This is a genomic window from Microbacterium sp. Leaf151 (genome assembly GCF_001424225.1).
Classification (GTDB): domain Bacteria; phylum Actinomycetota; class Actinomycetes; order Actinomycetales; family Microbacteriaceae; genus Microbacterium.
This window is the reverse complement of the sequence record NZ_LMOR01000004.1, coordinates 329,370-354,385: the sequence shown is the minus strand read 5'-3', so window position 1 is coordinate 354,385 and position 25,016 is coordinate 329,370. Positions and strand designations below refer to the sequence as shown.

Here is a 25,016-nt window from a genome sequence, read left to right as displayed (position 1 = left end):
GCGCGCGCGAGCCCCTTCCTGATCCGCCCGAGACGGTGTACCAGGACCGTTAGGCTCACGAGAAGGACGACCGCGAGGGGATGACGTGTCGACGGCGCAGGATGTGACCCGGCGGGAAGCGATCGCGCAGTACCGTCTGATCGGCGAACCCACCGAGCCCGACCTCCAGGGTCTCGTGGAGCTCGCCGCGACGGTGTGCCGCGTGCCGACGGCGGTGATCAACATCATCGACGACCGGATGCAGCACCAGATCGCCGCGGTCGGCGTACAGGCGGCGTCTTGCGCGCGTGAGGATTCGATGTGCGCGGTCGTGATCTCCGACCCTCGCCGCGTCGTCGTGGCCGACGCCCGCCTCGACGTCCGCTTCGCCACGAACGCGTTCGTCACGGGGGAGATCGCCCTGACGCGCTTCTACGCGTCGAGTCCGCTCATCACCCCGGCGGGCGTCTCCATCGGCACGCTGTGCGTCTTCGACACGGAGGTCGGCGAGTTGTCGGACGCCGCGGCCCACGGTCTCGACCTGCTCGCGGGGCAGGTGATCGACGTCCTCGAACTGCGCCGCGTGCAGCGGGATCTGCTGCAGTCGAACGCCCTGCTCGAGGACTTCGCCACACAGATCAGCCACGACCTGCGCAATCCGCTCACGGCGCTGGCCGGCTTTCTCGAGCTCGCCGCCGACAGCCCCGAGATGGGCCAGGCGCCGCGCGCTGCGCAGTCCCTCGCCCGCGCGGAAGCCGCCGCCTCGCGCATGTCGACGATGGTGAGCGACCTGTTGGATTTCGCGCGCATCGGCGGCACACGGCCTCACCTCACCGACGTCGACATCGCCGACACGGTGGATGCCGTGCTGGAAGACCTCGACGGCGCGGTCGTCCGTGCGGGAGCCCGGGTGTCGGTCGACGCTTCCACCTTCGTCCGCGGCGATGGGACCCTGCTGCGCGTGCTGTTGCAGAACCTCATCGCCAACGCGGTGAAGTTCACCGTGGCGGCCGAGAGGGTCCCCGTGATCCGTGTGAGCGTGGAGACGCTGCCCGACGGGTGGCGCGTCAGCGTCGACGACAACGGCGACGCCGTCGCCCCTGAGCTGCGCGATCGATTGTTCGAACCGATGCAGCGAGGACACGGGTCCGAGGTGCAGGGCATCGGCATCGGTCTGGCGACCTGCCGACGCATCGTCGATGCGCACGGGGGATCGATCGGACTCGATGCCTCACCGACCGGCGGTACGCGTGCGTGGTTCGTCCTGCCGGCGACGGGGTGAGGACTCCCGTGAGGCGGTACCCGGCCGCGCGTCGCGGCGCAACCTCGGCGACCGCCGACGTCGGCGGGCCGTAGCGTGGGCGATGTCGGGACGGCTGCGTCGCGGCATCCGTCCATCGCATCGACGAGGAGGAACAATCCATGGCACGCAACGTCCGCCTGATGCACTGCACCCCTGACGACGTGTTCCGCGTTCTCGCCAGCGGATGGCTGTACCCCCTCTGGGTCGTCGGCACCTCGCGCATGCGCGACGTCGGCGATACCTGGCCCGCCGAGGGGGCGACGCTGCACCACTCCTTCGGGTCGTGGCCCCTGGTGGTCGACGACACGACGGTCATGCGCGTGTGGGACCCGCCGTACCGCGCGGTGATGGAGCCGCACGGCGGACCCATCGGCGTCGCCCGTGTCGCGATCGACGTCAAGCCGCGCGGCGATGCGTGCGTCGTGCGCATCCAGGAGGAACCGGTCACGGGCCCCACCCGGATCCTCCCCGACACGGTGTTCGATGCGGTCACCCGGTGGCGCAACGCCGAGACGTTGCACCGCCTCGCCTACCTCGCCGAGGGAGGGGCCCCCGGCACCGATGGCGGTGCCGCCGCCATCGGGCACGAGTCCACCGCCCAGAAGGAGCCGATCGACCGATGAGCGAGAGCTACGACGCGATCATCGTCGGTTCGGGCCCGAACGGCCTGGCCGCGGCCGTCACGCTCGCGCGGTCGGGGTTGTCGGTCGCCGTGTACGAGAGGTCGGAGACGTTCGGGGGAGCGGCCTCGACGGCAGAGCTCACGCTCCCGGGCTTCCGCCATGACGTGGGATCGGCCGTTCACCCGTTGGCTCTGGAGTCGTGGTTCTTCCGCGAGTTCGGCCTCGATCGCCGCATCCGCCTGACCGTCCCCGAGATCTCCTACGCCCATCCGCTCGACGGGGCGCGGGCGGGCCTCGCGTTCCGCGACCTCGCTCGAGCGTCGGAGGGGCTCGGGGTCGATGGGCCGGCTTACGAGCGCCTCATGCGCCCGCTCGTCGACCACCTTCGTGGGGTCGCCGACTTCACGGGCAACGCGCTGCTGCGCATACCGGGTGACCCGCTCGCGGCGTTCTTGTTCGGCATCCGGGCTCTCGAGCAGGGGGGACCCTGGTGGAACGCGCGCTTCCGCGAAGAGGTCGCACCGAGCTTGATCACGGGTGTCTCAGCCCACACGATCCTGCATCAGCCGAGCCTCGCCGCCGGCGGCGCGGGTCTCGTGCTCGCCACGTACGGGCACGGTCGCGGGTGGCCGATCCCGGTGGGCGGCAGCCAGGCGATCGCCGATGCGATGATCGCCGACATCCGGGCACACGGCGGAGTGCTGCGCGCCGGTGTCGAGGTCACCTCGCTCGACGAGCTCCCGCCCGCTCGCGCGGTGCTGCTCGACACCACGCCGCGCGCTCTGATCGCTCTGGCGGGAGAGCGGATGCCGGTGGCCTACCGTCGGGCCCTCGAACGCTTCCGCTACGGGGGCGGTGTCGCGAAGGTCGACTTCGCGCTCTCGGAGCCCGTGCCCTGGACCAATGCCGACGTCGCGCGGGCGGGGACCGTGCACCTGGGCGGGACCCGAGCCGAGATCGCCGCGGCCGAGAACACCGTCGCCCGCGGGGACCTGCCCGATGCGCCATATGTGCTGGCTGCGCAGCCGACGCTGTTCGATCCGACGCGCGCGCCCGCCGGCAAGCACGTGTTCTGGGCCTATACGCACGTACCGGCGGGCAGCCCCGCCGACCGCGAGGCCGCCGTCGTGGCGCAGATCGAGCGCTTCGCTCCCGGTTTCCGCGACACGATCCTCGCCTCCGCGTCTCGTACGGCGGTCGACGTCGAGGCGTGGAACCCGAACTTCCCCGGCGGAGACATCTCCGCGGGCGCGCCGACCCTGACGCAGCTCCTCGGTCGGCCGGTCTACAGCCCCGATCCGTGGCGCACGCCCATGAAGGGCGTCTATCTGTGCTCGTCATCGACGAGTCCCGGTCCCGGCGTACACGGTCTTGCGGGGTGGCAGGCGGCGCTCAGTGCCCTGCGGCACGAATTCGGCACGCGCCTCCGCCCCGATCTGGCGCCGCGCGCGGACCAGCTCTCGCCGACGGCTCCCTGACGGTGCCCGAGGGGGACAGCGTCTATCGTCTGCGACAGCGCCTGGATGCCGCGACCTGCGGCATCCGCGTGATCGACGGCGAACTGCGGTCCGGCAACGGTGCGGGGGTCTCGCTCGCGGGACGATCGATCATCGCGCACGACACCCACGGCAAGCACCTGCTCACGCGCTTCGACGACCTTTCGACCCTCCACACCCATCTGCGCATGCAGGGCAGCTGGACGATCATACGGGCGGGTCGGGCGCTGCCCTCCGCGGCGCGTGAGAAGGCGCGCGTACGCCTCCGCCTCGAAGACGGGCGGGAGGTGTGGGGCCTCGACCTCCCGGTGGTCGACCTCCTCCCCACCGCCCGGGAGCACGATGTCGTCGGGCATCTCGGTCCCGACCCCCTTCGGGAGGACTGGGACGCGGCTGAAGCAGTCCGCCGGTTGTCGGCGCGTCCCGACCGTCCGTTCGTGGCGGCGCTGCTGGACCAGACGCGCATCGCAGGACTCGGCAACCTGTGGGTGAACGAGCTGGCCTTCCTGCGCGGTGTCCATCCCTTCGCCCCGATCGGGGCCACCGATCTCGGTGCGCTCATCGCGCTCGCCGCGCGATGCCTACGGATTTCGGCGACGGTGCCGGGCATGTACCAGGTGACCACCGGCGATCGTCGCAAGGGATCGTCGCACTGGGTCGCCGGCCGGGCGGGGCGACCGTGCCTCCGCTGCGGGACGCGGGTGCGCGTGCGCGACGAGGTGGCGAACGACCCCGAGCGGCGTCGCACCTGGTGGTGCCCACGGTGTCAGCCGGCGCCGTCCGGCGACGGGGCGGGAACTCGGGAGCAGGCGTAGACCGATGCTGCCAGCGCCCACGGTGCCTGACATGCGTCACGCGGGTGACGTATCCGAGCGTCCTGTACGCATCGACGGGTGAACCACGGCTCGTGAGTCCTCGCCCCTGGGCGAAGAGGCGGGCGGCGACGAGGAAAGCTGCCACGCTCGGCGAGACGGAAAGAGTCCGCGAGCGAAGGGACGGCAACATGACGAAAGAGGCTTTCGCCGACGAGCGTGTGAGCGAGGTCGACTCCCACGCGATGTCTCGACGTGCTGTCGTCACCACCGCCGCGTGGGCGGTGCCGGCGATCATCGTCACCACCGCCTCACCCGCCTCGGCGGCGAGTACGTCCGCTCTGACTCTGACCTTCTCGCAGGTGTCCGACGTGCCCGTCGGCGGCAGCGTGAGTGTCACGGGAAAGTACGAGGGTGCGGTGCGCGGTCAGAGGCTGACCTTGTCGAGCTCCGACGCCAACGTCACGCTGGCTCGGACGAGCTTCTCCCTGACGACCGCGGGGACGTTCTCCACGACGGCGTCGGTCGCCCGCGTGAAGACATCGCAGACCGCCAGCGTCACCGCCCTCTCGAACGGTCTCGCCACCACGGCGTCCTTCTCCTACGTCTTCGTCCCCGTGGCTTCCATCACGGTGAACCTCTCGAGGTCGTTCTCCGGCGACACCAACCAGTACTACATCAACGTGTCCGGAACGCTGAAAAGCGCGAGCGGCAGCGGTGTCCCCTATCGCACGGTGTCCGTCGTTGCGAGCGAAGGGGGCACGTGGCGCGATCAGCTCGGGGGGAGCACCCCCGACAGCTCAGACCGCGGGAGCTACACGACGCAGTTGTTCCTCAATCCCGGGGGTGCGCGAACGATCACCTTCACCGTGTCGTGCGAGGGCGTTTCGACCACCGGGTCCATCTCTATCGCGGGCTCGTAGACGGCGTCTGCAACCCGCGCTCCAGGCCGCGCACCTCCGGGACGGAGGGAGCGAGACCTGACCGCGTGGAGGATGTTCAGCCGATGTCGCCGGTGGGGGAACCATCCGTCGTCGCTGCGTCGTCTGCATCCTGCTGAGCGGCAGCACCCTCTTCCGGGGATTCACTGCCCGCGCCGTTCGACTGCGAGTCGGGGGCGTCATCGGGGTGTGCGTGGCGGTCGGCCATGAAGGACTCCGTTCGTCGGTGGAGTGACGACCGTGACACGCGTTGCGTGCCCTGTACAGGGGGTCGACATCGCTCGCGGTGACGGCGAGCGGGAAACCGTTCTCAGAGGTAGGGCGCCATCGCCCCGGCGGTCAGCGCGAACACGAGGGCGGTTGAGCCGAGAGCCGTGGCGGCAACCAAGGACGTACGCTCCATTCTCCGACGTCGCAACGTATTCGTCGGGTGCGTCGTCGAACGCAGCGATGCCTTGGCCTCGGCGAGCACGTCGTATCGGCCGATGGGGACGCCGTGGGCGTCACGCGCGACGAAGCCGCCGGCGACGGCGTCGACGCAGCCGAAGTATTCACCGCCACGATGGGCGACCCAGAAGCCGGCGTCGACCTTGACCCAGAGGATACGAACCGCCGACAGGGGAGCGGCGGAAGGAGCGGAGGTGACGGCCATGTCAGGCCGCCGCAGAAAGTGCAGCGCGACGGCCGGAGCGCTCAGTCGAGCGGGCAGGCGCGGGACGCGGGCCGACCTCGGCCGTGGGGATGTCCGCGCCGAGGTCGACGATGAGACCCGCGGAGGAGCCCGCCATGTCGGCCATGGACTTCAGCGTCGCGGCGTCGAGGGATTCGGGCTCCGCGGAGTCGAAGACGAAGCGCAGCGGGATCGCCGGCTGCAGCCAGAGGGTGGAACGACCGGGGGTGCCGTCGACATGGGCCCAGCTGAGGGTGAAGCTCTCGCTGCGGCGGAGCTTGGTGGTCGCGACCACCTTGAGGTGTGAGAGCAGGCGGTCGGGAATCCGGATCGATTCGGTCGACGTTCCGTAATACAGGTGGCCCATGGGGTGCTCCCTTCGAAAGCGATTAGCTGTGTTGAGAACATACTCGCTTAGTAACTAGTTTGCCTAACTATTATTTGCGTTGTATAGTCGCGGTACGAGCGGAGGAGTGTGACATGACGGACGTCGAAACCACGCCCCGCGCACCCTCGACAGCGGAATCCGTCCGCGAGGTGACGTACTGGTACGGCGACGAGCCGGCCGACCGTCGGCAGCGAAGCAAGGCCGTGCTCGAATCCCTCCGGGTCTACCGCGCCGCCGAGGTGGCCATGCGGCGACGCACGCGCGACTCGATGTCGATGGGTGAGAACGAGCTGCTGGTGTTGCGTTACCTGCTTCGCGACCAGAAGAGGCAGGTCCGTCCGGGGGAGCTGACTCGGTATCTGGGACTGTCGACGGCGTCTACGACGGCGATCCTCGACCGGTTGGAACGCTCCGGCCACATCACGCGCTCCGCCAACCCCGACGACCGCCGCAGCATCTTCATCGCGGTCACGCCGCGGGCTGACGAAGAAGTTCGGCAGACGCTGGGGAACATGCACGACCGAATGCTGGCTGCGGTCATCGACATGACGCCCGATGAGTCGGCGGCCGTCGTCGCTTTCCTGCGGCGCATGAGCGACGCCGTCGACGGTGTAGCCGCCGAGGCGCCCGCGGTCGATTCGCCGTGATCTACGTGCTCGTCGGCGGACCGCGCGACGGACAACACGTGGACGACCTGCCTCGTGGCTACCGACTGTCGCTCGACGACCCGCAACCCGAACCTTTCGGCGACTTCGACACCGTGCGCGCGGTGTGGTTCGAGCTCGACGAGGCGATGTTCCGGTCGTCCCAGCGCAGGGGCTGAGTCGTACCCCACTGGTCGTATCCCGGCAACCCACCCCCTCGCCGTTCGATCGGACCCCAGGGTGGAGGGATGCGATGCGTGACCTATGCCGGCGAGACCGTGATGACCACAGACGACGTCGCCGCGTCGCTGATCGAGCTGACCGCGGCAGTCGCGAAAGAGGGGCAGGCCGAAGCGGTCAGCATCCCCATCGTCACGGACGCGAAGAAGGTCGCTCAGGCGGACTTGGTGATCGGCGTCGGCAACGACGTGCTCTCGGCTCCCCTCGAGTGGGACGACGAGGAGCCGGACTTCGCCGCCGCAGTTGAGGAGTTACGCGCCCACCGTCTCTTCCCCCGAGCGCGCCTCCGCGCCGTCGAGCCCGACCCCGGTGGAAACGACGAACTGATCGACTGGGACTTCGATCAGCCCACCCAGGGCTGATCCCACGCCGGTGAACCGCCGGGCGATGTGTGGAGCGGAAGCCTTGCGATGGGCGTGCGGCATCCACTAAGTTCGCAAGTCCGTGCCGGTTGGCGCGACGAGTCGAGAAAGGACGAGGCGATGACCGCTAAGCGCGATCTGCGTCCGGAGCAGCAGCAGTACCAGCCGTTTCTCCCCTCGTCGTACCCTCCGGCGCCGGTCGTCTAGACACTGTCTTCTCACGCCCCGCACCGTCAGGTCGGGGCGTTTCTCTTTCCCTTCGAGTGGGGGAGTGCGCTCAGGTCTGTGGCTCACTCACCGCGCAGCAGCGCATCACCGAAGGAAAGGATCCATGCAGAAGCTCAACGAACGACTCGTGTCGTGGGCGAGCCTGATCGATGACAAGACCATCGAACAGGCCCGCACCTCATCGCGCATGCCGTTCATCTATCCCCACCTGGCCCTCATGCCCGACGCCCACCTCGGGCTCGGCGCGACGGTCGGCTCGGTCATCCCGACGCGTGGGGCCATCATGCCCGCGGCTGTCGGCGTCGACATCGGCTGCGGCATGATCGCCGTCAAGACGCAGTTCGCGGCCCACGATCTCGCCGGTCGGGATCTTGCAGAGCTCCGTCAGCAGATCGAACGGGCCATCCCGCTCTCGGCCGGGCGCGACAACCGCAAGATCGTCGCCACCGCCGAGCCGCGGATCGCCGAGCTCGAAGCTCTCGCCGAGACGGCCGAGTTCGACCCGACGTCGTACGCCGGTCACTGGCGCAACCAGCTGGGTTCGCTGGGCAGCGGCAACCACTTCATCGAAATCTCGCTGGACGAGAACGACGACGTGTGGATGTTCCTGCACTCGGGGTCGCGGGGCGTCGGCAACCGCATCGCGCAGCATCACATCAAGGTGGCGCAGCGCCTCGCGCAGCAATGGTGGATCGAGCTCCCGCATCCCGATCTGGCTTACCTCGTCGAAGGCACGCCCGAGTTCGCCCGGTACATCCGGGAGCTGCGATGGGCTCAGCACTTCGCCCTGCTAAATCGGGAGGAGATGATGGACCGTGTCTCGAATCAGCTCGGTCGCTTCCTCGACACCCCCGTCGAAGAGCGCGAGCGGATCAATTGCCACCACAACTTCACCGAGTCCGAGCGGCACTTCGGTAAGCAGGTGTGGGTGTCGCGCAAGGGCGCGATCATGGCCGATGCCGGGCGTCCTGGTCTCATCCCCGGGTCGATGGGCACGGCCTCGTACGTGGTCGAGGGTCGAGGCAACCCGGTCGCGTTGAACTCGTCACCGCACGGAGCGGGTCGGGAATACTCCCGGTCGGCGGCCCGGAAGACCTTCACACACGAGCAGTTGCGCGAGGCGATGACGGGGATCGAATACCGCGACACCGAGGCGTTCATCGACGAGATACCGCAGGCCTACAAGCCGATCGATCAGGTGATGGCGGATGCTGCCGACCTGGTGACGATCCGTCACACGCTGCGACAGATCGTCAACGTCAAGGGGGATTGAGAAAGACCGGATGCCACGGGGCGACCCCGTGGCATCCGTCTTCTTCATATGGCGTGGCGGCCGCCTCGCCCTCAGATGCGCTCGGGACGGTACTTGTCGTCGCTGAAGCCGATGATGAGGTAGCCGACGACGTAGAGGAACACGAGCAGGAAGAGCGAGAACACCCAACCGTGTCCGAAGGCTCGTCCGACTCGCAGTTGGACGATGATGTGAAAAACGACACCCACGATCGGGACGATGTAGAGCAGGGCGAACCACCCGGAGAACCCGGCGATCTTGGTCAGGAAGACGATGTTGACGATTGGGATGATCGCCAGCCAGCCGGGGTGCCCGGCCTTGGTGAAGACCTTCCACAATGCCACGACCGTGAGGACGTAGAGGGCGACGGCGAGGAACGACGTGGTGCCGCTCAGGGCGAAGATGGAGGTCTGATCGGTGATCGATGACGGCGACGAGGTCAGCATGCGCTCATCGTAGGGCCCCGCTGTTGCGCGCGAAGTCTTCTGCGCGCGGAGCCGGCGCGCGAACCCGGGGTTACCCTCTGGGGAGGACGAGGGCACGGGCGGTGACGGGATGAGCGAGCGCAGGTTCGAGTGGGGCGGGTTGGGCGCCGACCGCGGTGATTACGTCACCGCGGCAGAAGCCCTCGCCATGCTCGAGGTGCTCTGCATCGCCCAGGCCGATCTCGAGGTGACCACAGCCCTCAGGAGTGGCGCGGCGTGGGCGCGGTTCGAACGGAACGAGCGCTGGGCGCTCGTGTCGACGCCCGGGTCCCGGTGGTTCTCGGTCGAGACCGACACGGGACACCGGCTGCAGCTGGTCGACGCGAACTCGTCGAAGGACCAGAGCGCGCAGCTGCTCGCCGCCTACGTCGACATCGCCGAGGCGTACGTCCGCGGCGACGCGCAGCCGGCGCGCGGGCGGGGATGGGGAGGCTCGATCCTCGCCCTCGACGTGAACGGGCGACAGGTAATCCTGACCCAGCCGCTCTCGCGGCGCCTGCGCGCCATGCTGGGTCGCTAAGCCCGTGAGCCTCCCCGGTCAAGCCGCTGCGTCCGTTCGCTCGAGCTTGCGAGGGTGGAGGTCCACGTGACGAAGGGAAACCCCATGAGCGACCCGCAGAACTCCGCCCCCGCGGAAGACCCGACCGACGACGCCGCCGACCTCGGCGACGACCCCACGGTCCGGCCGAGCCAGGAGAACGACCCCGAAGAGGCGTCGAAGGCTCCCACGAAGGACGACCCCAACGCCGACCACCAGGCCACCGGCATCGGCGTCGTCGGCGACGAGTGATCCGGATGCCGCGGGGCGGTCGCAGGCGTCCACGGCGCCGCCCCGCGTCGTCGGGGTGCGCTGCGCCGCGGTGATAACCTGGAGCTGTCCGCCTCCGTAGCTCAGGGGATAGAGCGTTGGTTTCCGGTACCAAAGGTCGCTGGTTCGATTCCAGTCGGGGGCACCACCACGAAAGAGGCCGCGATCCACGATCGCGGCCTCTTTCGTCGTTTCTCTGCGGTCAGTCCTCGTCGGTGACCGCCCCGGTCGGCTCGGCATCCTCGACGATGTGCTCGGAACCGAGCTCGTCCGCCGTGGCGCGCCCCTGATCGACCGCCTCCTGCTTGCTCGAGAAGCTGGCCGACAGCTCGGGGCGGCCCTCGACCGCGTTCTCCCACTGGCCGCGGTTGGATCGGGTGGTCACGTCGTTCTCGCTCATGGCATCCATGTCACACCCGACCCCGGCTCGTCGCCCCCGTCTTGACAGGCGTTGTCAAGAGCGTGTCGGGTCGGGGTCGTCCTTGCCATGCTGGGAACTCCTTCGAAAGGGGTCTGACATGAGCATCGGAGCCGGCATCGCCCTGTTCGTCATCGGGGCCATCCTCGCCTTCGCGGTGAACCTTCCCAACGACTACGTCAGCCTGAGCATGATCGGCTACATCATGATGGGCGCCGGCGTCGTCGTCTTCCTGATCGGCATCGTGCTCCTGGCGAAGCGCCGTCAGACCGACACGGTCACGCGCACCGAGGGCGTCGGCGGCGCCCAGGTCACCCGTTCGACGACGCGATCCTCGAACGACGACCTCGTCTGATGCGCTCGGGGCCGCACCCCGGGATGAGATCATGAGCGAGCAGACGCACACGGCCGCCGACCCGGTCGACGGTGAGTTGCTCGACGGACGCTACCGCGTGGGCCGCCTCCTCGGCCGCGGTGGGTACGCGCGCGTGCATGAAGCCGTCGACACGGCGCTGGAGCGGAGCGTCGCCCTCAAGATCATCGACGGCGACGGCGCCGATCCCCCGGATGTCGCGCGCGTCCGGTCGGAGATACGGTTGCTGGCGTCGATGTCGCATCCGTCTCTGGTGACCCTCTACGACGCCAGACTCGCGGGGAGCCCGGCCTATCTCGTCATGGAGCTGATCTCGGGGCCCACGCTGTCGGACCGCATCGCACGCGGTCCGCTGCCCGCGCCCGAGGTCGCTCTCATCGGCCGCGAGATCGCCGAGGCCTTCGCCGTCATCCACGCGCGGGGGATCGTGCACCGCGACGTGAAGCCGTCGAACATCCTCATCCGCCCCGCCGCCCATGTGGGCGAGAGGCCACGGGCGACCCTCGCCGACTTCGGCATCGCGGCCCTGGTGGGCGCCACCCGTGTCACCCGGGCCGACACCGTCATCGGCACCGCCGCCTACCTCAGTCCCGAGCAGGCGCGCGGCCTTCCCGCCGCCCCCACGAGCGATGTGTACGCGCTCGGACTCGTGCTGCTCGAGGCGCTGACCGGATCGCGCCCGTTCGGGTCGCGCGCGCCCCACGAAGCGCTCGCGGCACGGCTCGTCTCGACGCCCGAGATTCCCGCGCACGTTCCGCCGGCGTGGCGCGACGTGCTCCAGCGCATGACCGCCCTCGAACCCGCGGAGAGACCGGATGCCGCGGGAGTGATCACGGCGCTGCGCGCTGCCGCGGGCGCCTCGGCGGCGTCGGTCGATGCGCGAACGGCGGTCCTGCCGCACGCGACGGCTCCGACGCGCGCGTTCGACGGGAGCGACCACCGCACGCGGGTGCTCCCGCAACCCGACAGTCACCCCTCGTCGACGAGCGCGGACCGCACGCAGGTGCTCTCGCCGACGGGCGGCGCCACGTCGCAGGGTTCGTCTGTGGGCGGCGGTCCGCGCTCCGTGGCGCCGGCGTCCCGCCGCGGGTCCAAGAAGAACGTCGTGGTGGCATCCGTCGTGGCCGTCATCCTCGCCGTGGGAGCGTTGGTCGCCGCCGTCTCGCTCTCGAATTCGGGTGCACCCGGCCAATCCGACCTGCCGGCGCTCCCGCAGCCGCTCGACCAGCACATGGACGAGCTGTGGACGGAGGTCGGCCCGTGATCCGTCGCGCCGCACCGGCGGCCGCGCTCCTGCTCGCCGCCGGCATCGCGCTCGCCGCGTGCACGCCGCCGGACGCTGCTCCCACTGCGTGGCAGCAGTCGGTGCAGACCGTCGCCGAGCAGGCCTCCGCCGGCGACTACGCCTCAGCGCTGACGAGCCTCGACGCCCTCGAGGCCGACGTCGTCGCGCGGCGTGACGCGGGGGAGATCACCTCGGCGGAGGCCGACGGCATCCTGGCTCGCATCGCCACCGTGCGGGCGGACCTCACTTCACTCACACCGGCGCCATCGTCGTCGCCGGCGCCGGAGGAGACCGGCGAGCCCGAACCGAGCGAGACGACCGCGCCGGAACCGACCGAGAGCGCCGAGCCGGAACCCGCTGAGACCGCCGAGCCGACGGCGGAACCGACGCCCGAAGAGCCGGAGAACGGCGTCGGGGATGACGACAGATCCCCGCCGAACGGCGGCGACGGCAAGGGGCCTGGAAACGGCGGCCCCGGCGGCAACGACGACAAGAAGCCGAGTCAGGGAGCGTCTCCCGGAGCGGGTGAGAAAGACGGGTGACCCGATTCGTCCGCGGTGGTCCGAGGGCCTTCGACCGCGTGCGAGGATTGCCCGGTGCCGCGCCGTGTGACCGCCGAACTCGACCTCGATCTGGGGGCGTCCGTCGACCTCATCTTCCAGATCACCGCGGCCCAGGGCGTACCGGTCGCCGACGAGACACTGACCTTCTCTCAGGGCGATCGCGTGTACACCCCGACCGAGATCGTCGACCAGTCGGGCAGTCGTCTGCACCGTCTCACGGGGGAGCAGGGGCCGCTGTCGGTGCGCTACGACGCCGTGGTCTCGGGACCGGCGCAGGGTCCTCGATCGAGCGACCTCGAGACCATCACCTACCTGCGCCCGAGTCGGTACTGCCAGTCCGATGAGGTGTTCGCTCAGGCGCGGCGGCAGTTCCGTGGCCTCGGCGGAGAGGAACTGCTGGCCGCGGTGTCGGGTTTCGTCGCCTCCACCGTCACCTACACCCCCGGACTCAGCTTCGGCACCGACAGTGCCGTGACCACCTTGATGACCGGGCAGGGCGTCTGCCGCGACTACGCGCACGTGGTCATCGCCCTGCTTCGTGCGATGGACATGCCCGCCCGGTACGCCGCGTGCTACGCCCCGGGCCTCGAGCCCATGGACTTCCACGCCGTGGCCGAGGCCTACATCGACGGGGCCTGGTACGTCGTCGACGCCACGCGACTCGCCGACCGCCGTTCGCTGGTGCGCATCGCGACGGGTCGCGACGCCGCCGACTGCGCCTTCCTCAGCTACCACGGCGGCTACGTCGGGCTCGAGCGCATGCATGTCGACGCGGTGCTCGACGGTGACACTCCGGATACCACGACCCCCGACGACCATGAGGCCCTGGTGCAGATCGGCTGACGCGGCCACCCCGGCGTCGCGCCCTAGACTTGACGGGCTATGGATCCCGCTGCCCTCTCCGCCGCCCTGCTCGCCGTCATCGCCCCGCTCGCGGAGGCGCGACGAGAGGGGTCCTCGACGGGGATCACGGTCGTCGACCTGCCGCTCGAGCGTCCGAAGAACCGCGACCACGGCGACTGGGCATCCAACGCCGCGTTGAAGCTGTCGAAGGTCGTCGGTGCGAATCCGCGCGAGTTCGCCGGAGAGATCGCCGCGGGGCTCGAGGCCGTCGACGGCATCGCGAGCGTCGAGGTCGCCGGACCCGGTTTCATCAACATCCGCCTCGATGCGGCGGCCGCCGGCGCCCTGGCCAAGACGATCGTCGACGAGGGGGCTGCGTTCGGAACGAACGAGTCCCGCGCCGACGAGATCATCAACCTCGAGTTCGTCAGTGCGAACCCCACCGGTCCGATCCACCTCGGCGGCACCCGGTGGGCCGCGGCGGGCGACGCGCTCGCGCGCATCCTCTCGTCTCAGGGCGCGAAGGTCACCCGCGAGTATTACTTCAACGACCACGGCGCCCAGATCGACCGCTTCGCCCGCAGCCTCGTCGCCGCCCACCAGGGCGACCCCACCCCGGACGACGGCTACGGCGGCGCGTACATCCACGACATCGCCGCGCGCGTCACCGAGCAGTACGACGGCGACATCGACGCCCTCGATCCGGATGCCAAGCAAGAGGCCTTCCGCGAGCTCGGCGTGACCCTCATGTTCGGCGAGATCAAGCAGTCGCTGCACGACTTCGGCGTGGACTTCGACGTGTACTTCCACGAGAACGACCTGCACGATTCGGGCGCCGTCGACCGGGCCGTCGCGCGCCTGCGCGAGCTCGGCCACATCTTCGAGGCGGACGGGGCGACGTGGCTGCGCTCGACCGAGTTCGGTGACGACAAGGATCGCGTCATCATCAAGTCCGACGGGCAGCCCGCCTACATCTCGGGCGACCTCGCGTACTACCTCGACAAGCGCGAGCGCGGTTTCAACCGCTGCATCATCATGCTCGGCGCCGACCACCACGGGTACGTGCAGCGCCTCATGGCGATGTGCGCCGCCTTCGGCGACGTACCGAACGTCAACCTCCAGGTGCTCATCGGTCAGATGGTCAACCTCGTGCGTGACGGGCAGCCGATGCGTATGTCCAAGCGCGCCGGCACCGTGGTGACCCTCGAAGACCTCGTCGAGATCGTCGGGGTGGATGCCGCCCGCTACGCCTTGACGCGCAGTTCGGCCGACTCCAATCTCGACATCGACCTCGACGTGCTGCAGAAGCGCACGAACGACAACCCCGTGTTCTACGTGCAGTACGCCCACGCCCGCACGCACAACGTCGCGCGCAATGCCGCGGCATCCGGGGTCGACCGCTCGGAGTTCGCCCCCGAGCTGCTCGACCACGAGACCGAGTCGGCCCTGCTGGGTGCCCTCCAGGAGTTCCCGCGCATCGTGGCCTTCGCCGCCGAGGTGCGCGAGCCGCACCGTGTCGCGCGCTACCTCGAAGAGCTCGCGGGCCTCTACCACCGCTGGTACGACAACTGCCGCGTCATCCCGCTCGGTGACGCGTCTGTCGAGTCGGTGCACCGCACGCGCCTCTGGCTCAATGACGCGACCGGTCAGGTACTGCGCAACGGCCTCACCCTGCTCGGCGTGAGCGCTCCGGAACGGATGTGACGATGACGGATGCCACGACGCCCCGCCCCTCGTCGGGCCGGAAGACCGGTCGCTGGATCGCGGTGATCGTCGTGGTCGTCGTGCTGCTGGCAGCCGCGGTCGTCGCCGCTGAGTTCATCGCGCGCTCGGTCGTCACGAGCACGGTGCGCTCCCTCGTCGTGTCCAACGTCGGGCTGCCCGACGACCAGGACGTCGACGTGCAGGTGGCCGGCCTCGTTCTGCCGCAGGTGATCGGGGGGCGCCTCGACGAGGTCGCCGTGGCCTCCGACGACGTCACCCTGGGGCCGATCACCGGCGATGTGCGCGTCGACCTGCGCGGTGTGCCGGTCTCGGCCGGATCGCCCGCCGAAGGGGGAACCGCCTCCGTCCGCCTCGATCAGGAGCAGGTGCGGGCGCTGCTCGCAGAGCTTCCGGACCTCCCCGCCGGCACGATCGACGTCGCCGCGCCGGACGTCACGTTCGAGACGTCGCTGTCGCTGTTCGGCATCGGCATCCCGGTCGGTGTCGCCGTAACACCCGGCGCGGCCGAAGGCGATCTCACACTGACGCCGTCGTCGTTCCAGGTCGCGGGCAACGTGCTCGACGCCGACACCCTCCGCGGTCAATTCGGTGGTGTCGCCGACGGCATCCTGCAGACGTCGCGCCTGTGCATCGCCGACCGGTTGCCGGCGGGGCTGACGTTGACGTCCGCGAGCGTGCAAGGTCAGGACCTGGTGGCCACGTTCGACATCGCCGGCGCCATCGTCAGCGATCCGGCTCTGCAGGTCGACGGCACCTGCGGCTGATCGCAGCGTCGCTGTCGTTCATCGGGTGACGGTGAGCAGTCCGGCCTCGACGAGCTGACTCAGGACGTCGTCCACTGCGCGGGCCGCCTCGTCATAGGGCGCGCCGCCGGTCGCCGCGTTCAGCAGGTCGTCGCGGGTGGAATCATCTGCGGCGAGCCACAGCGCGGGGGCGGCACCGGCGAGGATGCGCAGCGTGCCCCGGCCGTCGGGCTCCGCCGACAGAAGCGCGATTCGGTCGTCGGGCAGCGCGCAGGAGTCGACGACGGCGCCGCGGCGGTAGCGTCTGACCACCCCGTTCGACGACCCGGGGACGGTCGACGGAACGACAGCGTGGGACGGGGGCTCGGTGGCCGTGGGGGAGTAGTCGAGTGCCTCGGACATGAGCTCGTCCACCAGGGCGACGAGCTGCTCCGCCTCGGCGTACTGGGCTCGGAGTGCGCCGCCCGTTCGCGCGAGCACGCTCATGATGGTGCGCAAGGGGTGCGGCATCGAGGCGAGGGCGCTTGAGTGCGGCGCGAGGAGGACGAGGGCCTCGGACGCGGGAATGGGGACGAGGCGCGCTCGCGTGTGGGCGCTGTCGCGGTCGAGGAGCACGACGCGGCGTGCGCGTAGCGGTGCGGCCGGGAGGGGCAGGAGGCCCAGGTCGCGAGGAGCGTGCTGGACCTTGTAGCCCTGTCCCTCCGTGATGACCGAGAGCGGCTTGCGGTAGCTGGAGATGCGTGTGTCGGACTCGATCCCGATGGTCTCGTCGGAGACGTAGCCCCACGACCGTGCGAGTACCCGTGTAGCGGTGGTCTTGCCGGCGCCTGACGGCCCGACGAGCACGACCACGCCGCCGTCGGGGGCCGCGAGCCCGGCCGCATGCAGCATCCACGCGTCGCCTCGCCGGGCCTCGATCGCCGCCTGGGTGACCATGCTCGACAGATCCGACAGCATCTGCCCCTCGCCGTCACGGGAGACCGGGACCACCGTGACGTCCGCCGGGGCGTGATCGCCGACGCGGGCGTCCGCCCAGGCGCGCGTGACCGACTCGCGGTCGGCGGACGACAGACCCGAGACTTCGATGCGGACGCGCACGCCGACGGCGTCGACGGCGAGCGGAGAGGAGAGGGGCGACGTCACGTCGACACCGTATGGTGCCCCCGCGCACTCGACGGCCAGCGTTGAGCGTCACGCGCCGCGACCCGCCCCGCCATCACCCGATTCGTCATCCGTCGAGGCAGTCGCCCTCACCCCTTCGGAGGGGGCGGCGCCCGTAGCCGCGACGGAACCACCGGCGCCCTCGTCCACCGAGCGTCGTCCCGCGCACCGACGACGCGTCGGGGTGGTCGCCGGGCGCGGGGGCGGCCGCGGACGCCGCACGGGAGGGGAGGGGCATATGCCGTGCCCTAGACTGCAAGGAACACCCTCGCGTGACTCTCCGCAGGGGTGGAGCCGTGATCCGCGGCCGTCGCGTCGCCGCAAACCCGATTGGTCCCCCTGTGTCCGCCTCGCACTCCGCGCTCGTGCCCGAGTGGCTCGTCGCCCCGGCCGAAGCGAATGAGCTCGTCGCCCCTGTCTGGCCTGCGTCCGCTCGACGCGTCGACGGCGGGTCCGTCGAGATCGGCGGGGTCTCGGTCTTCGACCTGCGCGACCGTTTCGGTACCCCGCTCTACGTCCTCGACGAGGACGAGGTGCGCGCCCACGCGCGTCGCGCCCGCGCGGCGTTCGAGTCCGCGGCCGCACGCCACGGCATCCGGGCACGCGTGTACTACGCGGGCAAGGCGTTCCTCTCGACGGAGGTCGTGAGGTGGGTCATCGATGAGGGACTCGCCGTCGACGTCTGCACCCGCGGTGAGCTCGAGGTGGCCCTGGCCGGCGGCGCAGATCCCGCGCGCCTCGGCTTCCACGGCAACAACAAGAGCGTGGGCGAACTCGAGCGCGCGGTCGAGGTCGGCATCGGGTCGGTGGTGGTCGACAGCCCCATCGAGATCGAGCGGCTCGCCGCCATCTCCGACCGCCGCGGTGTGGTGCAGCCCGTGCTCGTGCGGGTGCGGACCGGCGTCCACGCCGAGACCCACGCGTTCCTGGCCACGGCGCACGAGGATCAGAAGTTCGGCTTCTCGCTCGAGGGGGCGGCCGACGCCGTCGCCCGCATCCGCGAGCTGCCGAGCCTGCGATTCGTGGGCCTGCACGCGCACATCGGGTCGCAGATCTTCGACTCCTCCGGGTTCCGCGAGTCGGCCGCGCGCCTGGTCGACCTGCACGCCGACCTGCTCGCCGGGGGAGAGATCCCGGTGATCAACGTCGGCGGCGGGTTCGGCATCTCCTACACCTCGGTCGACGATCCCCGACCCATCGAAGAGATCGCCGACGGCATCCTGGATGCCATCGCCGACGAGTGCGCGGTGCGCGGCATCCCGATGCCCGACATCGCCACCGAACCCGGACGCATCATCGTCGCTCAGGCGGGCGTGACGCTGTACGAGGTGGGCACAGTCAAAACCGTCACGGCGGCCGAGGGTCTCGATCGCACGTACATCAGCGTCGACGGCGGCATGAGCGACAACGCCCGCCCGGCGCTGTACGGAGCCGACTTCTCGGCGCGCATCGTCTCGCGCACGAGTCATGTCGCCCCGGCGCTGTCGCGGGTCGTCGGTCGGCACTGCGAGTCGGGAGACATCGTGGTGGATGCCGAGTACCTCCCCGCCGACGTCACGCCCGGCGATCTGGTGGGCGTCCCCGCGACCGGCGCCTACTGCTTCTCGCTCGCGAGCAACTACAACTACACCCCGCGCCCGCCCGTCGTGGCGGTGCGAGGGGGCGAGGCGCGCGTGATCGTCCGCGGCGAGACCGTCGACGATCTGCTCGCCCGCGACGCCGGAGTCCCGGCATCCGATACCGACACACCCCACGGAGAAACCGCATGACCGACTACCGCACGTTGCGCGTGGCGCTCCTCGGCGCCGGCGCCGTCGGCTCCCAGGTCGCCGACCTGCTGCTCAGACACGGCGACGAACTCGCCGACCGCGCGGGCGCGAAGCTCGAGCTCGCCGGCATCGCGGTGCGAAACCTCGACGCGAAGCGCGACGTCGAGCTGCCCCGCGAACTCTTCACCACGGATGCCGAGACGCTCATCGTCGGCAGCGACATCGTCATCGAGCTGATGGGCGGCATCGAGCCCGCGCGGACGCAGGTGCTGCACGCGATCGCCTCGGGCGCCGACGTCGTCACCGCGAACAAGGCGCTGCTCGCCACCCACGGCTCCGAGGTCTTCGAGGCCGCCGACCAGGTCGGCGCCGAGGTCTACTACGAGGCCGCCGCCGCCGGCGCCATCCCCATCATCCGGCCCCTGCGCGACTCCCTCGCCGGCGACCGCGTCGTGCGGATCATGGGCATCGTCAACGGCACCACCAACTACATCCTCGATCGTATGGACACCGAGGGCGCCGACTTCGCCGACGTGCTGGCCCAGGCGCAGGCGCTCGGCTACGCCGAAGCCGACCCGACCGCCGACGTCGAGGGTTACGACGCCGCGCAGAAGGCTGCCATCCTGGCGAGCCTCGCGTTCCACACCGCGGTTCCCCTGGATGCCGTGCACCGCGAGGGAATCACCTCGGTCGACGCCGCGATGATCGAGTCCGCTCGTCACGCCGGCTACGTCATCAAGCTGCTCGCCGTGTGCGAGCGCCTCGCCGCCGAAGACGGTGGCACGGAGTCGATCTCGGTGCGCGTGTACCCGGCCCTCGTGGACCGCGCGCACCCGCTCGCGAGCGTCCACGGCGCGAACAACGCCGTGTTCGTCCAGGCCGAGGCCGCGGGCGACCTGATGTTCTACGGCGCCGGCGCCGGCGGCGTACAGACGGCGTCCGCCGTACTCGGCGACGTCGTCTCGGCTGCGCGTCGGCACATCGCGGGTGGCGTGGGCGTGGGGGAGTCGACCCGCGCGAACCTCCCCGCCGTGCCGATCGGGCGCGTCATCACGCGGTACCAGATCACCCTCGAGGTCGACGACAAGCCGGGCGTGCTCGCCACGGTCGCCGGCATCCTGAGCGAGGGTCGCGTGTCGATCGCGACCGTCGAGCAGACCGTGATCGAGGCTTCTCCGGATGCCGGAGAAACGGGCGCTGCGACAGGCTCATCGACCGCAGCGGGCTCGGCCCGTCTGGTCATCGGAACACACAAGGCCCGTGAGCAGGACCTGAGCGAGACCGTCGAGCGTCTCGCCGCGAGCGGCGTCGTCGAGCGCGTGGTCTCCGTGCTGCGCGTGGAAGGGAACTGAACATGGCTCATCTCTGGCGCGGAGTCCTCCGCGAATACGCCGACCGTCTGGGCGTCACCGACGCCTCCACCGTCGTCACCCTCGGCGAGGGCGGCACGCCCCTCATCCCCGCCCCGGCCCTGTCGCGTCGTACCGGCGCCGACGTGTGGGTGAAGTTCGAGGGCATGAACCCGACGGGCTCCTTCAAGGACCGCGGCATGACGGTCGCGCTCTCGCGCGCCGTCGAGCACGGCGCGAAGGCCGTCATCTGCGCCTCGACCGGCAACACCTCAGCCTCGGCCGCGGCCTACGCCGCCCACGCCGGCATCACCGCCGCCGTGCTCGTGCCCGAGGGCAAGATCGCGATGGGCAAGCTGAGCCAGGCGGTCGCCCACAACGGTCGTCTGATCCAGATCCGCGGCAACTTCGACGACTGCCTCGAGATCGCGCGCGAGCTCGCCGACCACTACCCGGTGCACCTGGTCAACTCGGTCAACCCCGACCGCATCGAGGGGCAGAAGACCGCCGCGTACGAGGTCGTCGAGCAGCTGGGCGATGCCCCCGACTTCCACTTCATCCCCGTGGGCAACGCCGGCAACTACACCGCGTACTCGCGCGGCTACCGGGAAGAGGCCGCCCGCGGCGTCGCCACCCGCGTGCCCCGCATGTTCGGTTTCCAGGCCGCCGGTTCCGCGCCGCTCGTGCGCGGCGAGGTCGTGAAGAACCCCGAGACGATCGCCAGTGCCATCCGCATCGGCAACCCCGCGTCGTGGGACCTCGCGCTCGAGGCGCGCGACGCCACCGACGGCTGGTTCGGCGCGATCGACGACGATGGCATCCTCGAGGCGCAGAAGATCCTCGCGGGCGAGGTCGGCGTCTTCGTCGAGCCCGCATCGGCGATCAGCGTTGCGGGCCTGCTCGACCGCGCGGAGGCGGGGATCGTCCCGGCCGGCGCGAAGGTCGTGCTGACCGTCACCGGTCACGGTCTCAAGGACCCGCAGTGGGCGCTTCGCAAGGCCGACGGCACCGACGTGAAGCCCACCGTCGTCGACGCGACCACCTCGGAGGTCGCCTCGGTGCTCGACCTGCAGCCGGTGACCGCGTGAGCTCAGGCCCCGGTCGCCGAGTCGCGGTCCGCGTTCCCGCTACGAGCGCGAACCTCGGGCCCGGCTTCGACACCCTCGGCTTGGCGCTGAGCGTGTACGACGATCTCACCGTCGAGCAGATCGAGGGCGACGGCCTCGAGATCGAGGTCGCGGGCGAGGGCACGGCCGACGTGCCGCGCGACGCGTCGCACCTCGTGGTGCGCGCGATGGCGCACACGTACGCGTCGGTCGGCCGCACCCTCCCGGGGCTGCGGTTGACCGCGCACAACGTCATCCCGCACGGGCGCGGCATGGGCTCGTCGGGAGCCGCCGTGGTCGCCGGCATCCTCGCCGCGAAGGGTCTGCTCGAGGGCGAGGTCGCCTTCAGCGACGTCGACCTGCTGCGCCTGGCCACCGAACTGGAGGGGCACCCCGACAACGTCGCACCGGGCCTCTTCGGCGGTCTGACGATCGCGTGGATGGATGCCGCCGGCCCGCAGCACAAGCAGCTGATCGTCCACCGTGGCGTGTCGCCGCTGGTGTTCGTGCCGGGCTTCACGATGTCGACGGCCGTCGCCCGAAGCCTGCAGCCCCTGCAGGTCCCGCGCGAGGACGCGGTGTTCAACGTCTCGCGCTCGGCCCTGCTGATAGCCGCGATGACGCAGAGCCCCGAACTGCTCATGGCGGCCACCGAAGACAAGCTGCACCAGAACTACCGCGCGCAGGCCATGCCCGAGACCGACCGGCTCGTTCGAGCGCTCCGTGCCGAGGGATACGCGGCCGTGGTCTCGGGGGCGGGCCCCAGCGTTCTGGTCCTCGCCGACGGACCCGGGCAGCGACTCGAAGCCGCTGATCTCATGGCATCCGTGGTCGACACCCCGTGGCAGGCGCTCATGCTCGCCGTCGACGTCAAGGGTGGTACAGTGAAAAACGCAGAGGGTTCCGCGTAAGTTCGCGAATCTGAGCCTCTGCACCACCTGCGAAATCCGCAACACATCGCGAACCCGGTATCGGCTGCAATCTCCCGAACCGCTGGTGTCTCTTCGTCTGCGATCTGCACGGCGAAGCGCGATCTGACACGTTTCATTCTGAGGAGCACTCGTGGAGTCCATCTCCGAGACCCATTCCGTCGACGCGCCCGAGGGCGCCGAGATCCCCGCCGAAGAGCAGCCCACGGCTGACGCGCAGGGCACCGCAACGCCGGACACCGACACCGAGCCGAGCACGGTCGACACCGCGACGACCAAGGGCACGGACGCCCCGGACACCGCGGCCGCCGATGCGCAGCCCGAGGCGTTGTTCGCCGACGACACTCTCGTCGCCGACGGCCCTGCAGCAGAAGCCGACGCTGCGGCCGACGACGCGGTGACTCCGGCAGACGAGACGGCATCCGCCGACGCCGCGCCCGCGGTGGAGCCGACTGCCGAGCCCGCTGCCGAGTCTGCACCCGAGGAGGCCGCCCCGGCGGAGAAGCCCGCACGCGCCCCGCGCAAGCGTGCCCCCCGTCGTGCGACGACCGCCACCGCCAAGGAGAAGGCGGCCGCTGAAGCCGCTGCCGCCGAGGCCGCTGCCGCTGAGGCCGCTGCCGCCGAGGCCGCTGCCGCCGAGGCCGGCACCGACGTCGAGGCTCCGGCCGACGCCGCGTCGGACGAGACGTCGACCACCCCCGTCACGACCGCGGCCGACGTCGCCGAGGACGCAGCGTCTTCCGAGGAGACGCCGGTCGTCGCCGAGGCGACCGACACACCGAGCACCGACGCACCGATCGCGGACGCCGCCATCGAAGAATCCGGTGCCCCCGATGCGGCGGAGCCCGTGGCGGAGGCCGTGGCGAACGACGGCGAGAACGCCGCCTCCGACAACGCCGAGCAGAACGATGAGACCCCCGCTCGTGGTCGTGGCCGAAGCCGCTCGCGCAACCGCAACCGCAACAAGCCCGACGCCGCCGCAGAGAAGCCCGAAGCCGGCTCCGACGACGCCGACGCGCCCACGCAGGGTGGCCAGCGCGAGGGCGGCCAGCAGGGCGCGTCGCAGCGTGACAACGCGCAGCAGGGCGGCCAGCGCGAGAACGGTCAGCGAGAGAGCGGTCAGCGCGAGAGCGGTCAGCGCGATAACGGTCAGCAGGGCGGTGGTTCGCAGCGCGACAATGCGCAGCAGAGCGGTCAGCAGGCCCAGCAGCAGCAGGGCGCGGCGAACAGCCGCAACCGTCAGCGCAACAAGCGCCGCGGCCAGAGCACCACGGGCGATGAGTTCGAGACCGAGATCGGCGAGGACGACGTGCTCGTCCCCATCGCCGGCGTGCTCGATGTGCTCGACAACTACGCGTTCGTGCGCACCACCGGCTACCTGCCGGGCCCCAGCGATGTCTACGTCTCGCTCGGCCAGGTCAAGAAATACAACCTGCGCAAGGGTGACGCCGTCGTCGGCGCCATCAAGCAGCCGCGCGAGGGCGAGCAGCAGGGGCGTCAGAAGTACAACGCGCTCGTGCAGGTCGATTCCGTCAACGGCCTGTCGGTCGACGACGCCGCCGCCCGTGTGGAGTTCAACAACCTCACCCCCCTCTACCCCCAGGAGCGTCTGCGCCTGGAGACCGGCCCTGAGAAGCTCACGCAGCGCATCATCGACCTGGTCGCCCCGGTGGGCAAGGGCCAGCGCGGGCTGATCGTCGCGCCTCCGAAGGCCGGCAAGACCATCGTTCTGCAGCAGATCGCCAACGCGATCGCCACGAACAACCCCGAGGTCCACCTCATGGTCGTGCTCGTCGACGAACGCCCCGAAGAGGTCACCGACATGCAGCGGACAGTCCGCGGCGAGGTCATCGCCTCGACGTTCGATCGGCCGGCCGAAGACCACACCACGGTCGCCGAGCTCGCCATCGAGCGCGCGAAGCGCCTGGTCGAGCTCGGCCGCGACGTCGTCGTGCTGCTCGACTCGATCACCCGTCTGGGTCGCGCGTACAACCTCGCCGCCCCGACCTCGGGCCGCGTGCTGTCCGGCGGGGTCGATGCCTCCGCGCTGTACCCGCCCAAGCGCTTCTTCGGTGCCGCACGCAACATCGAGAACGGCGGATCGCTCACGATCCTCGCCACCGCGCTGGTGGAGACCGGCTCGAAGATGGACGACGTGATCTTCGAGGAGTTCAAGGGCACCGGCAACAGCGAGCTTCGTCTGAACCGCCAGCTCGCCGACAAGCGCATCTTCCCGGCCGTCGACGTCAACGCGTCGAGCACCCGCCGCGAGGAGATGCTGTTGTCGAACGACGAGGTCAAGATCACCTGGAAGCTCCGCCGCGCCCTGGCCGGCCTCGAGCCCCAGCAGGCCCTCGAGGTCGTGCTCGGCAAGCTCAAAGAGACCCAGTCGAACGTCGAGTTCCTCGTGCAGATGCAGAAGTCGATCCCGGCGCCCGCGCGCGGCGGTGACGACAACAGCATCCGCTGACCCCGGCCGCCA

Annotated in this window: 28 protein-coding genes and 1 tRNA gene; 23 read left to right on the top strand and 6 right to left on the bottom strand. The window is 70.1% G+C overall.

What is annotated here, in order from left to right; translation table 11 throughout:
• The first annotated feature begins 85 nt into the window (after positions 1-85).
• From ASF76_RS12435 to ASF76_RS12415, 5 genes are all read left to right on the top strand, one after another.
• Complete coding sequence (locus ASF76_RS12435; protein ID WP_055958199.1) at positions 86-1,261, top strand: sensor histidine kinase; 1,176 nt, start codon at positions 86-88, stop codon at positions 1,259-1,261.
• Between the two features lie 140 nt (positions 1,262-1,401).
• Positions 1,402-1,905 carry an SRPBCC family protein gene (locus ASF76_RS12430; protein WP_055958196.1) on the top strand — a complete coding sequence of 168 codons (504 nt, stop codon included), beginning with the start codon at positions 1,402-1,404 and terminating at the stop codon, positions 1,903-1,905.
• The gene (locus tag ASF76_RS12425; RefSeq protein WP_055958193.1) at positions 1,902-3,383 is read left to right on the top strand and encodes a phytoene desaturase family protein; all 1,482 of its coding nucleotides are present in this window, start codon (positions 1,902-1,904) and stop codon (positions 3,381-3,383) included. Before ASF76_RS12430 ends, ASF76_RS12425 begins: the two co-directional genes overlap by 4 nt.
• Before the next feature lie 2 nt (positions 3,384-3,385).
• Positions 3,386-4,216 carry a DNA-formamidopyrimidine glycosylase family protein gene (locus tag ASF76_RS12420; protein ID WP_055958188.1) on the top strand — a complete coding sequence of 277 codons (831 nt, stop codon included), beginning with the start codon at positions 3,386-3,388 and terminating at the stop codon, positions 4,214-4,216.
• 188 nt (positions 4,217-4,404) lie between these two features.
• Complete coding sequence (locus ASF76_RS12415; protein WP_055958185.1) at positions 4,405-5,136, top strand: hypothetical protein; 732 nt, start codon at positions 4,405-4,407, stop codon at positions 5,134-5,136.
• A gap of 76 nt (positions 5,137-5,212) precedes the next feature.
• Here ASF76_RS12415 and ASF76_RS17110 read toward each other — a convergent pair whose 3' ends face one another.
• The 3 genes from ASF76_RS17110 to ASF76_RS12405 form a co-directional block, all read right to left on the bottom strand.
• Positions 5,213-5,362 (bottom strand): hypothetical protein, encoded by a 150-nt coding sequence (locus tag ASF76_RS17110; RefSeq protein WP_156459247.1) that lies wholly within the window; start codon positions 5,360-5,362, stop codon positions 5,213-5,215.
• Positions 5,363-5,464: 102 nt separating this feature from the next.
• Positions 5,465-5,806, bottom strand: a complete 342-nt coding sequence (locus ASF76_RS12410; protein WP_055958182.1) for a hypothetical protein — start codon at positions 5,804-5,806, stop codon at positions 5,465-5,467.
• Between the two features lies 1 nt (position 5,807).
• Positions 5,808-6,191 (bottom strand): DUF7882 family protein, encoded by a 384-nt coding sequence (locus ASF76_RS12405; RefSeq protein WP_055958179.1) that lies wholly within the window; start codon positions 6,189-6,191, stop codon positions 5,808-5,810.
• A gap of 113 nt (positions 6,192-6,304) precedes the next feature.
• On the opposite strand from ASF76_RS12405, the gene ASF76_RS12400 reads away from it, so the two are divergent.
• The 4 genes from ASF76_RS12400 (at position 6,305) to ASF76_RS12385 (ending at position 8,959) form a co-directional block, all read left to right on the top strand.
• Positions 6,305-6,859: a MarR family winged helix-turn-helix transcriptional regulator gene (locus tag ASF76_RS12400; RefSeq protein ID WP_055958176.1), complete on the top strand. Its 555-nt coding sequence runs from the start codon at positions 6,305-6,307 to the stop codon at positions 6,857-6,859.
• On the top strand, positions 6,856-7,035 hold the full coding sequence (locus ASF76_RS12395; RefSeq protein WP_055958173.1) for a hypothetical protein: 180 nt from the start codon (positions 6,856-6,858) through the stop codon (positions 7,033-7,035). Before ASF76_RS12400 ends, ASF76_RS12395 begins: the two co-directional genes overlap by 4 nt.
• 69 nt (positions 7,036-7,104) lie before the next feature.
• Positions 7,105-7,458 carry a hypothetical protein gene (locus ASF76_RS12390; RefSeq protein WP_055958171.1) on the top strand — a complete coding sequence of 118 codons (354 nt, stop codon included), beginning with the start codon at positions 7,105-7,107 and terminating at the stop codon, positions 7,456-7,458.
• A gap of 331 nt (positions 7,459-7,789) precedes the next feature.
• Entirely contained in the window at positions 7,790-8,959 is a 1,170-nt protein-coding gene (locus ASF76_RS12385; RefSeq protein ID WP_055958167.1) for an RtcB family protein, read from the top strand.
• A gap of 71 nt (positions 8,960-9,030) precedes the next feature.
• Here the strand turns inward: ASF76_RS12385 and ASF76_RS12380 are convergent, their stop codons facing one another.
• Positions 9,031-9,423: a DUF5684 domain-containing protein gene (locus ASF76_RS12380; RefSeq protein ID WP_055958164.1), complete on the bottom strand. Its 393-nt coding sequence runs from the start codon at positions 9,421-9,423 to the stop codon at positions 9,031-9,033.
• Between the two features lie 109 nt (positions 9,424-9,532).
• On the opposite strand from ASF76_RS12380, the gene ASF76_RS12375 reads away from it, so the two are divergent.
• From ASF76_RS12375 to ASF76_RS12365, 3 genes are all read left to right on the top strand, one after another.
• A complete protein-coding gene (locus ASF76_RS12375) occupies positions 9,533-9,982 on the top strand; it encodes a hypothetical protein (protein ID WP_055958162.1) in 450 nt (149 codons plus the stop codon).
• An 84-nt stretch (positions 9,983-10,066) separates the two neighbouring features.
• A complete protein-coding gene (locus ASF76_RS12370; protein ID WP_156459246.1) occupies positions 10,067-10,252 on the top strand; it encodes a hypothetical protein in 186 nt (61 codons plus the stop codon).
• Between the two features lie 90 nt (positions 10,253-10,342).
• Positions 10,343-10,418, top strand: a tRNA-Arg gene (locus ASF76_RS12365).
• Between the two features lie 54 nt (positions 10,419-10,472).
• Here ASF76_RS12365 and ASF76_RS12360 read toward each other — a convergent pair.
• The gene (locus tag ASF76_RS12360; RefSeq protein ID WP_055960051.1) at positions 10,473-10,670 is read right to left on the bottom strand and encodes a DUF2188 domain-containing protein; all 198 of its coding nucleotides are present in this window, start codon (positions 10,668-10,670) and stop codon (positions 10,473-10,475) included.
• Positions 10,671-10,788: 118 nt separating this feature from the next.
• Between ASF76_RS12360 and ASF76_RS12355 the strand changes: the two genes are divergently transcribed.
• From ASF76_RS12355 to ASF76_RS12330, 6 genes are read left to right on the top strand one after another with little or no spacing between them, the layout of a single operon-like run.
• Positions 10,789-11,043 carry a DUF6458 family protein gene (locus tag ASF76_RS12355; protein ID WP_055958156.1) on the top strand — a complete coding sequence of 85 codons (255 nt, stop codon included), beginning with the start codon at positions 10,789-10,791 and terminating at the stop codon, positions 11,041-11,043.
• A gap of 31 nt (positions 11,044-11,074) precedes the next feature.
• Positions 11,075-12,325, top strand: a complete 1,251-nt coding sequence (locus ASF76_RS12350; protein ID WP_055958153.1) for a serine/threonine-protein kinase — start codon at positions 11,075-11,077, stop codon at positions 12,323-12,325.
• A complete protein-coding gene (locus ASF76_RS12345; RefSeq protein ID WP_156459245.1) occupies positions 12,322-12,888 on the top strand; it encodes a hypothetical protein in 567 nt (188 codons plus the stop codon). The genes ASF76_RS12350 and ASF76_RS12345 overlap by 4 nt, the downstream gene beginning before the upstream one ends.
• Positions 12,889-12,942: 54 nt before the next feature.
• Positions 12,943-13,752, top strand: coding sequence for a transglutaminase-like domain-containing protein (locus ASF76_RS12340; RefSeq protein WP_055958145.1), 810 nt, complete (start codon positions 12,943-12,945; stop codon positions 13,750-13,752).
• 39 nt (positions 13,753-13,791) lie between these two features.
• Positions 13,792-15,456 (top strand): arginine--tRNA ligase, encoded by a 1,665-nt coding sequence (gene argS, locus ASF76_RS12335; protein ID WP_055958142.1) that lies wholly within the window; start codon positions 13,792-13,794, stop codon positions 15,454-15,456.
• Positions 15,457-15,458: 2 nt separating this feature from the next.
• On the top strand, positions 15,459-16,241 hold the full coding sequence (locus ASF76_RS12330; RefSeq protein ID WP_055958139.1) for an LmeA family phospholipid-binding protein: 783 nt from the start codon (positions 15,459-15,461) through the stop codon (positions 16,239-16,241).
• Between the two features lie 18 nt (positions 16,242-16,259).
• On the opposite strand, the gene ASF76_RS12325 is transcribed toward ASF76_RS12330, so the two are convergent.
• Positions 16,260-17,363 (bottom strand): hypothetical protein, encoded by a 1,104-nt coding sequence (locus ASF76_RS12325; protein ID WP_055958136.1) that lies wholly within the window; start codon positions 17,361-17,363, stop codon positions 16,260-16,262.
• A gap of 359 nt (positions 17,364-17,722) precedes the next feature.
• Here ASF76_RS12325 and lysA point away from each other — a divergent pair, with 359 nt between their 5' ends.
• The 5 genes from lysA to rho all read left to right on the top strand — a co-directional run bounded on the left by lysA (position 17,723) and on the right by rho (position 25,004).
• The gene (gene lysA / locus ASF76_RS12320; protein ID WP_082485042.1) at positions 17,723-19,150 is read left to right on the top strand and encodes a diaminopimelate decarboxylase; all 1,428 of its coding nucleotides are present in this window, start codon (positions 17,723-17,725) and stop codon (positions 19,148-19,150) included.
• A complete protein-coding gene (locus ASF76_RS12315) occupies positions 19,147-20,502 on the top strand; it encodes a homoserine dehydrogenase (protein ID WP_055958133.1) in 1,356 nt (451 codons plus the stop codon). The genes lysA and ASF76_RS12315 overlap by 4 nt, the downstream gene beginning before the upstream one ends.
• 2 nt (positions 20,503-20,504) lie before the next feature.
• On the top strand, positions 20,505-21,587 hold the full coding sequence (gene thrC, locus ASF76_RS12310) for a threonine synthase (RefSeq protein ID WP_055958129.1): 1,083 nt from the start codon (positions 20,505-20,507) through the stop codon (positions 21,585-21,587).
• Positions 21,584-22,516, top strand: coding sequence for a homoserine kinase (gene thrB / locus ASF76_RS12305; RefSeq protein ID WP_055958126.1), 933 nt, complete (start codon positions 21,584-21,586; stop codon positions 22,514-22,516). The genes thrC and thrB overlap by 4 nt, the downstream gene beginning before the upstream one ends.
• A 151-nt stretch (positions 22,517-22,667) precedes the next feature.
• Positions 22,668-25,004, top strand: coding sequence for a transcription termination factor Rho (gene rho / locus ASF76_RS12300; RefSeq protein ID WP_055958122.1), 2,337 nt, complete (start codon positions 22,668-22,670; stop codon positions 25,002-25,004).
• Positions 25,005-25,016 lie beyond the last annotated feature (12 nt).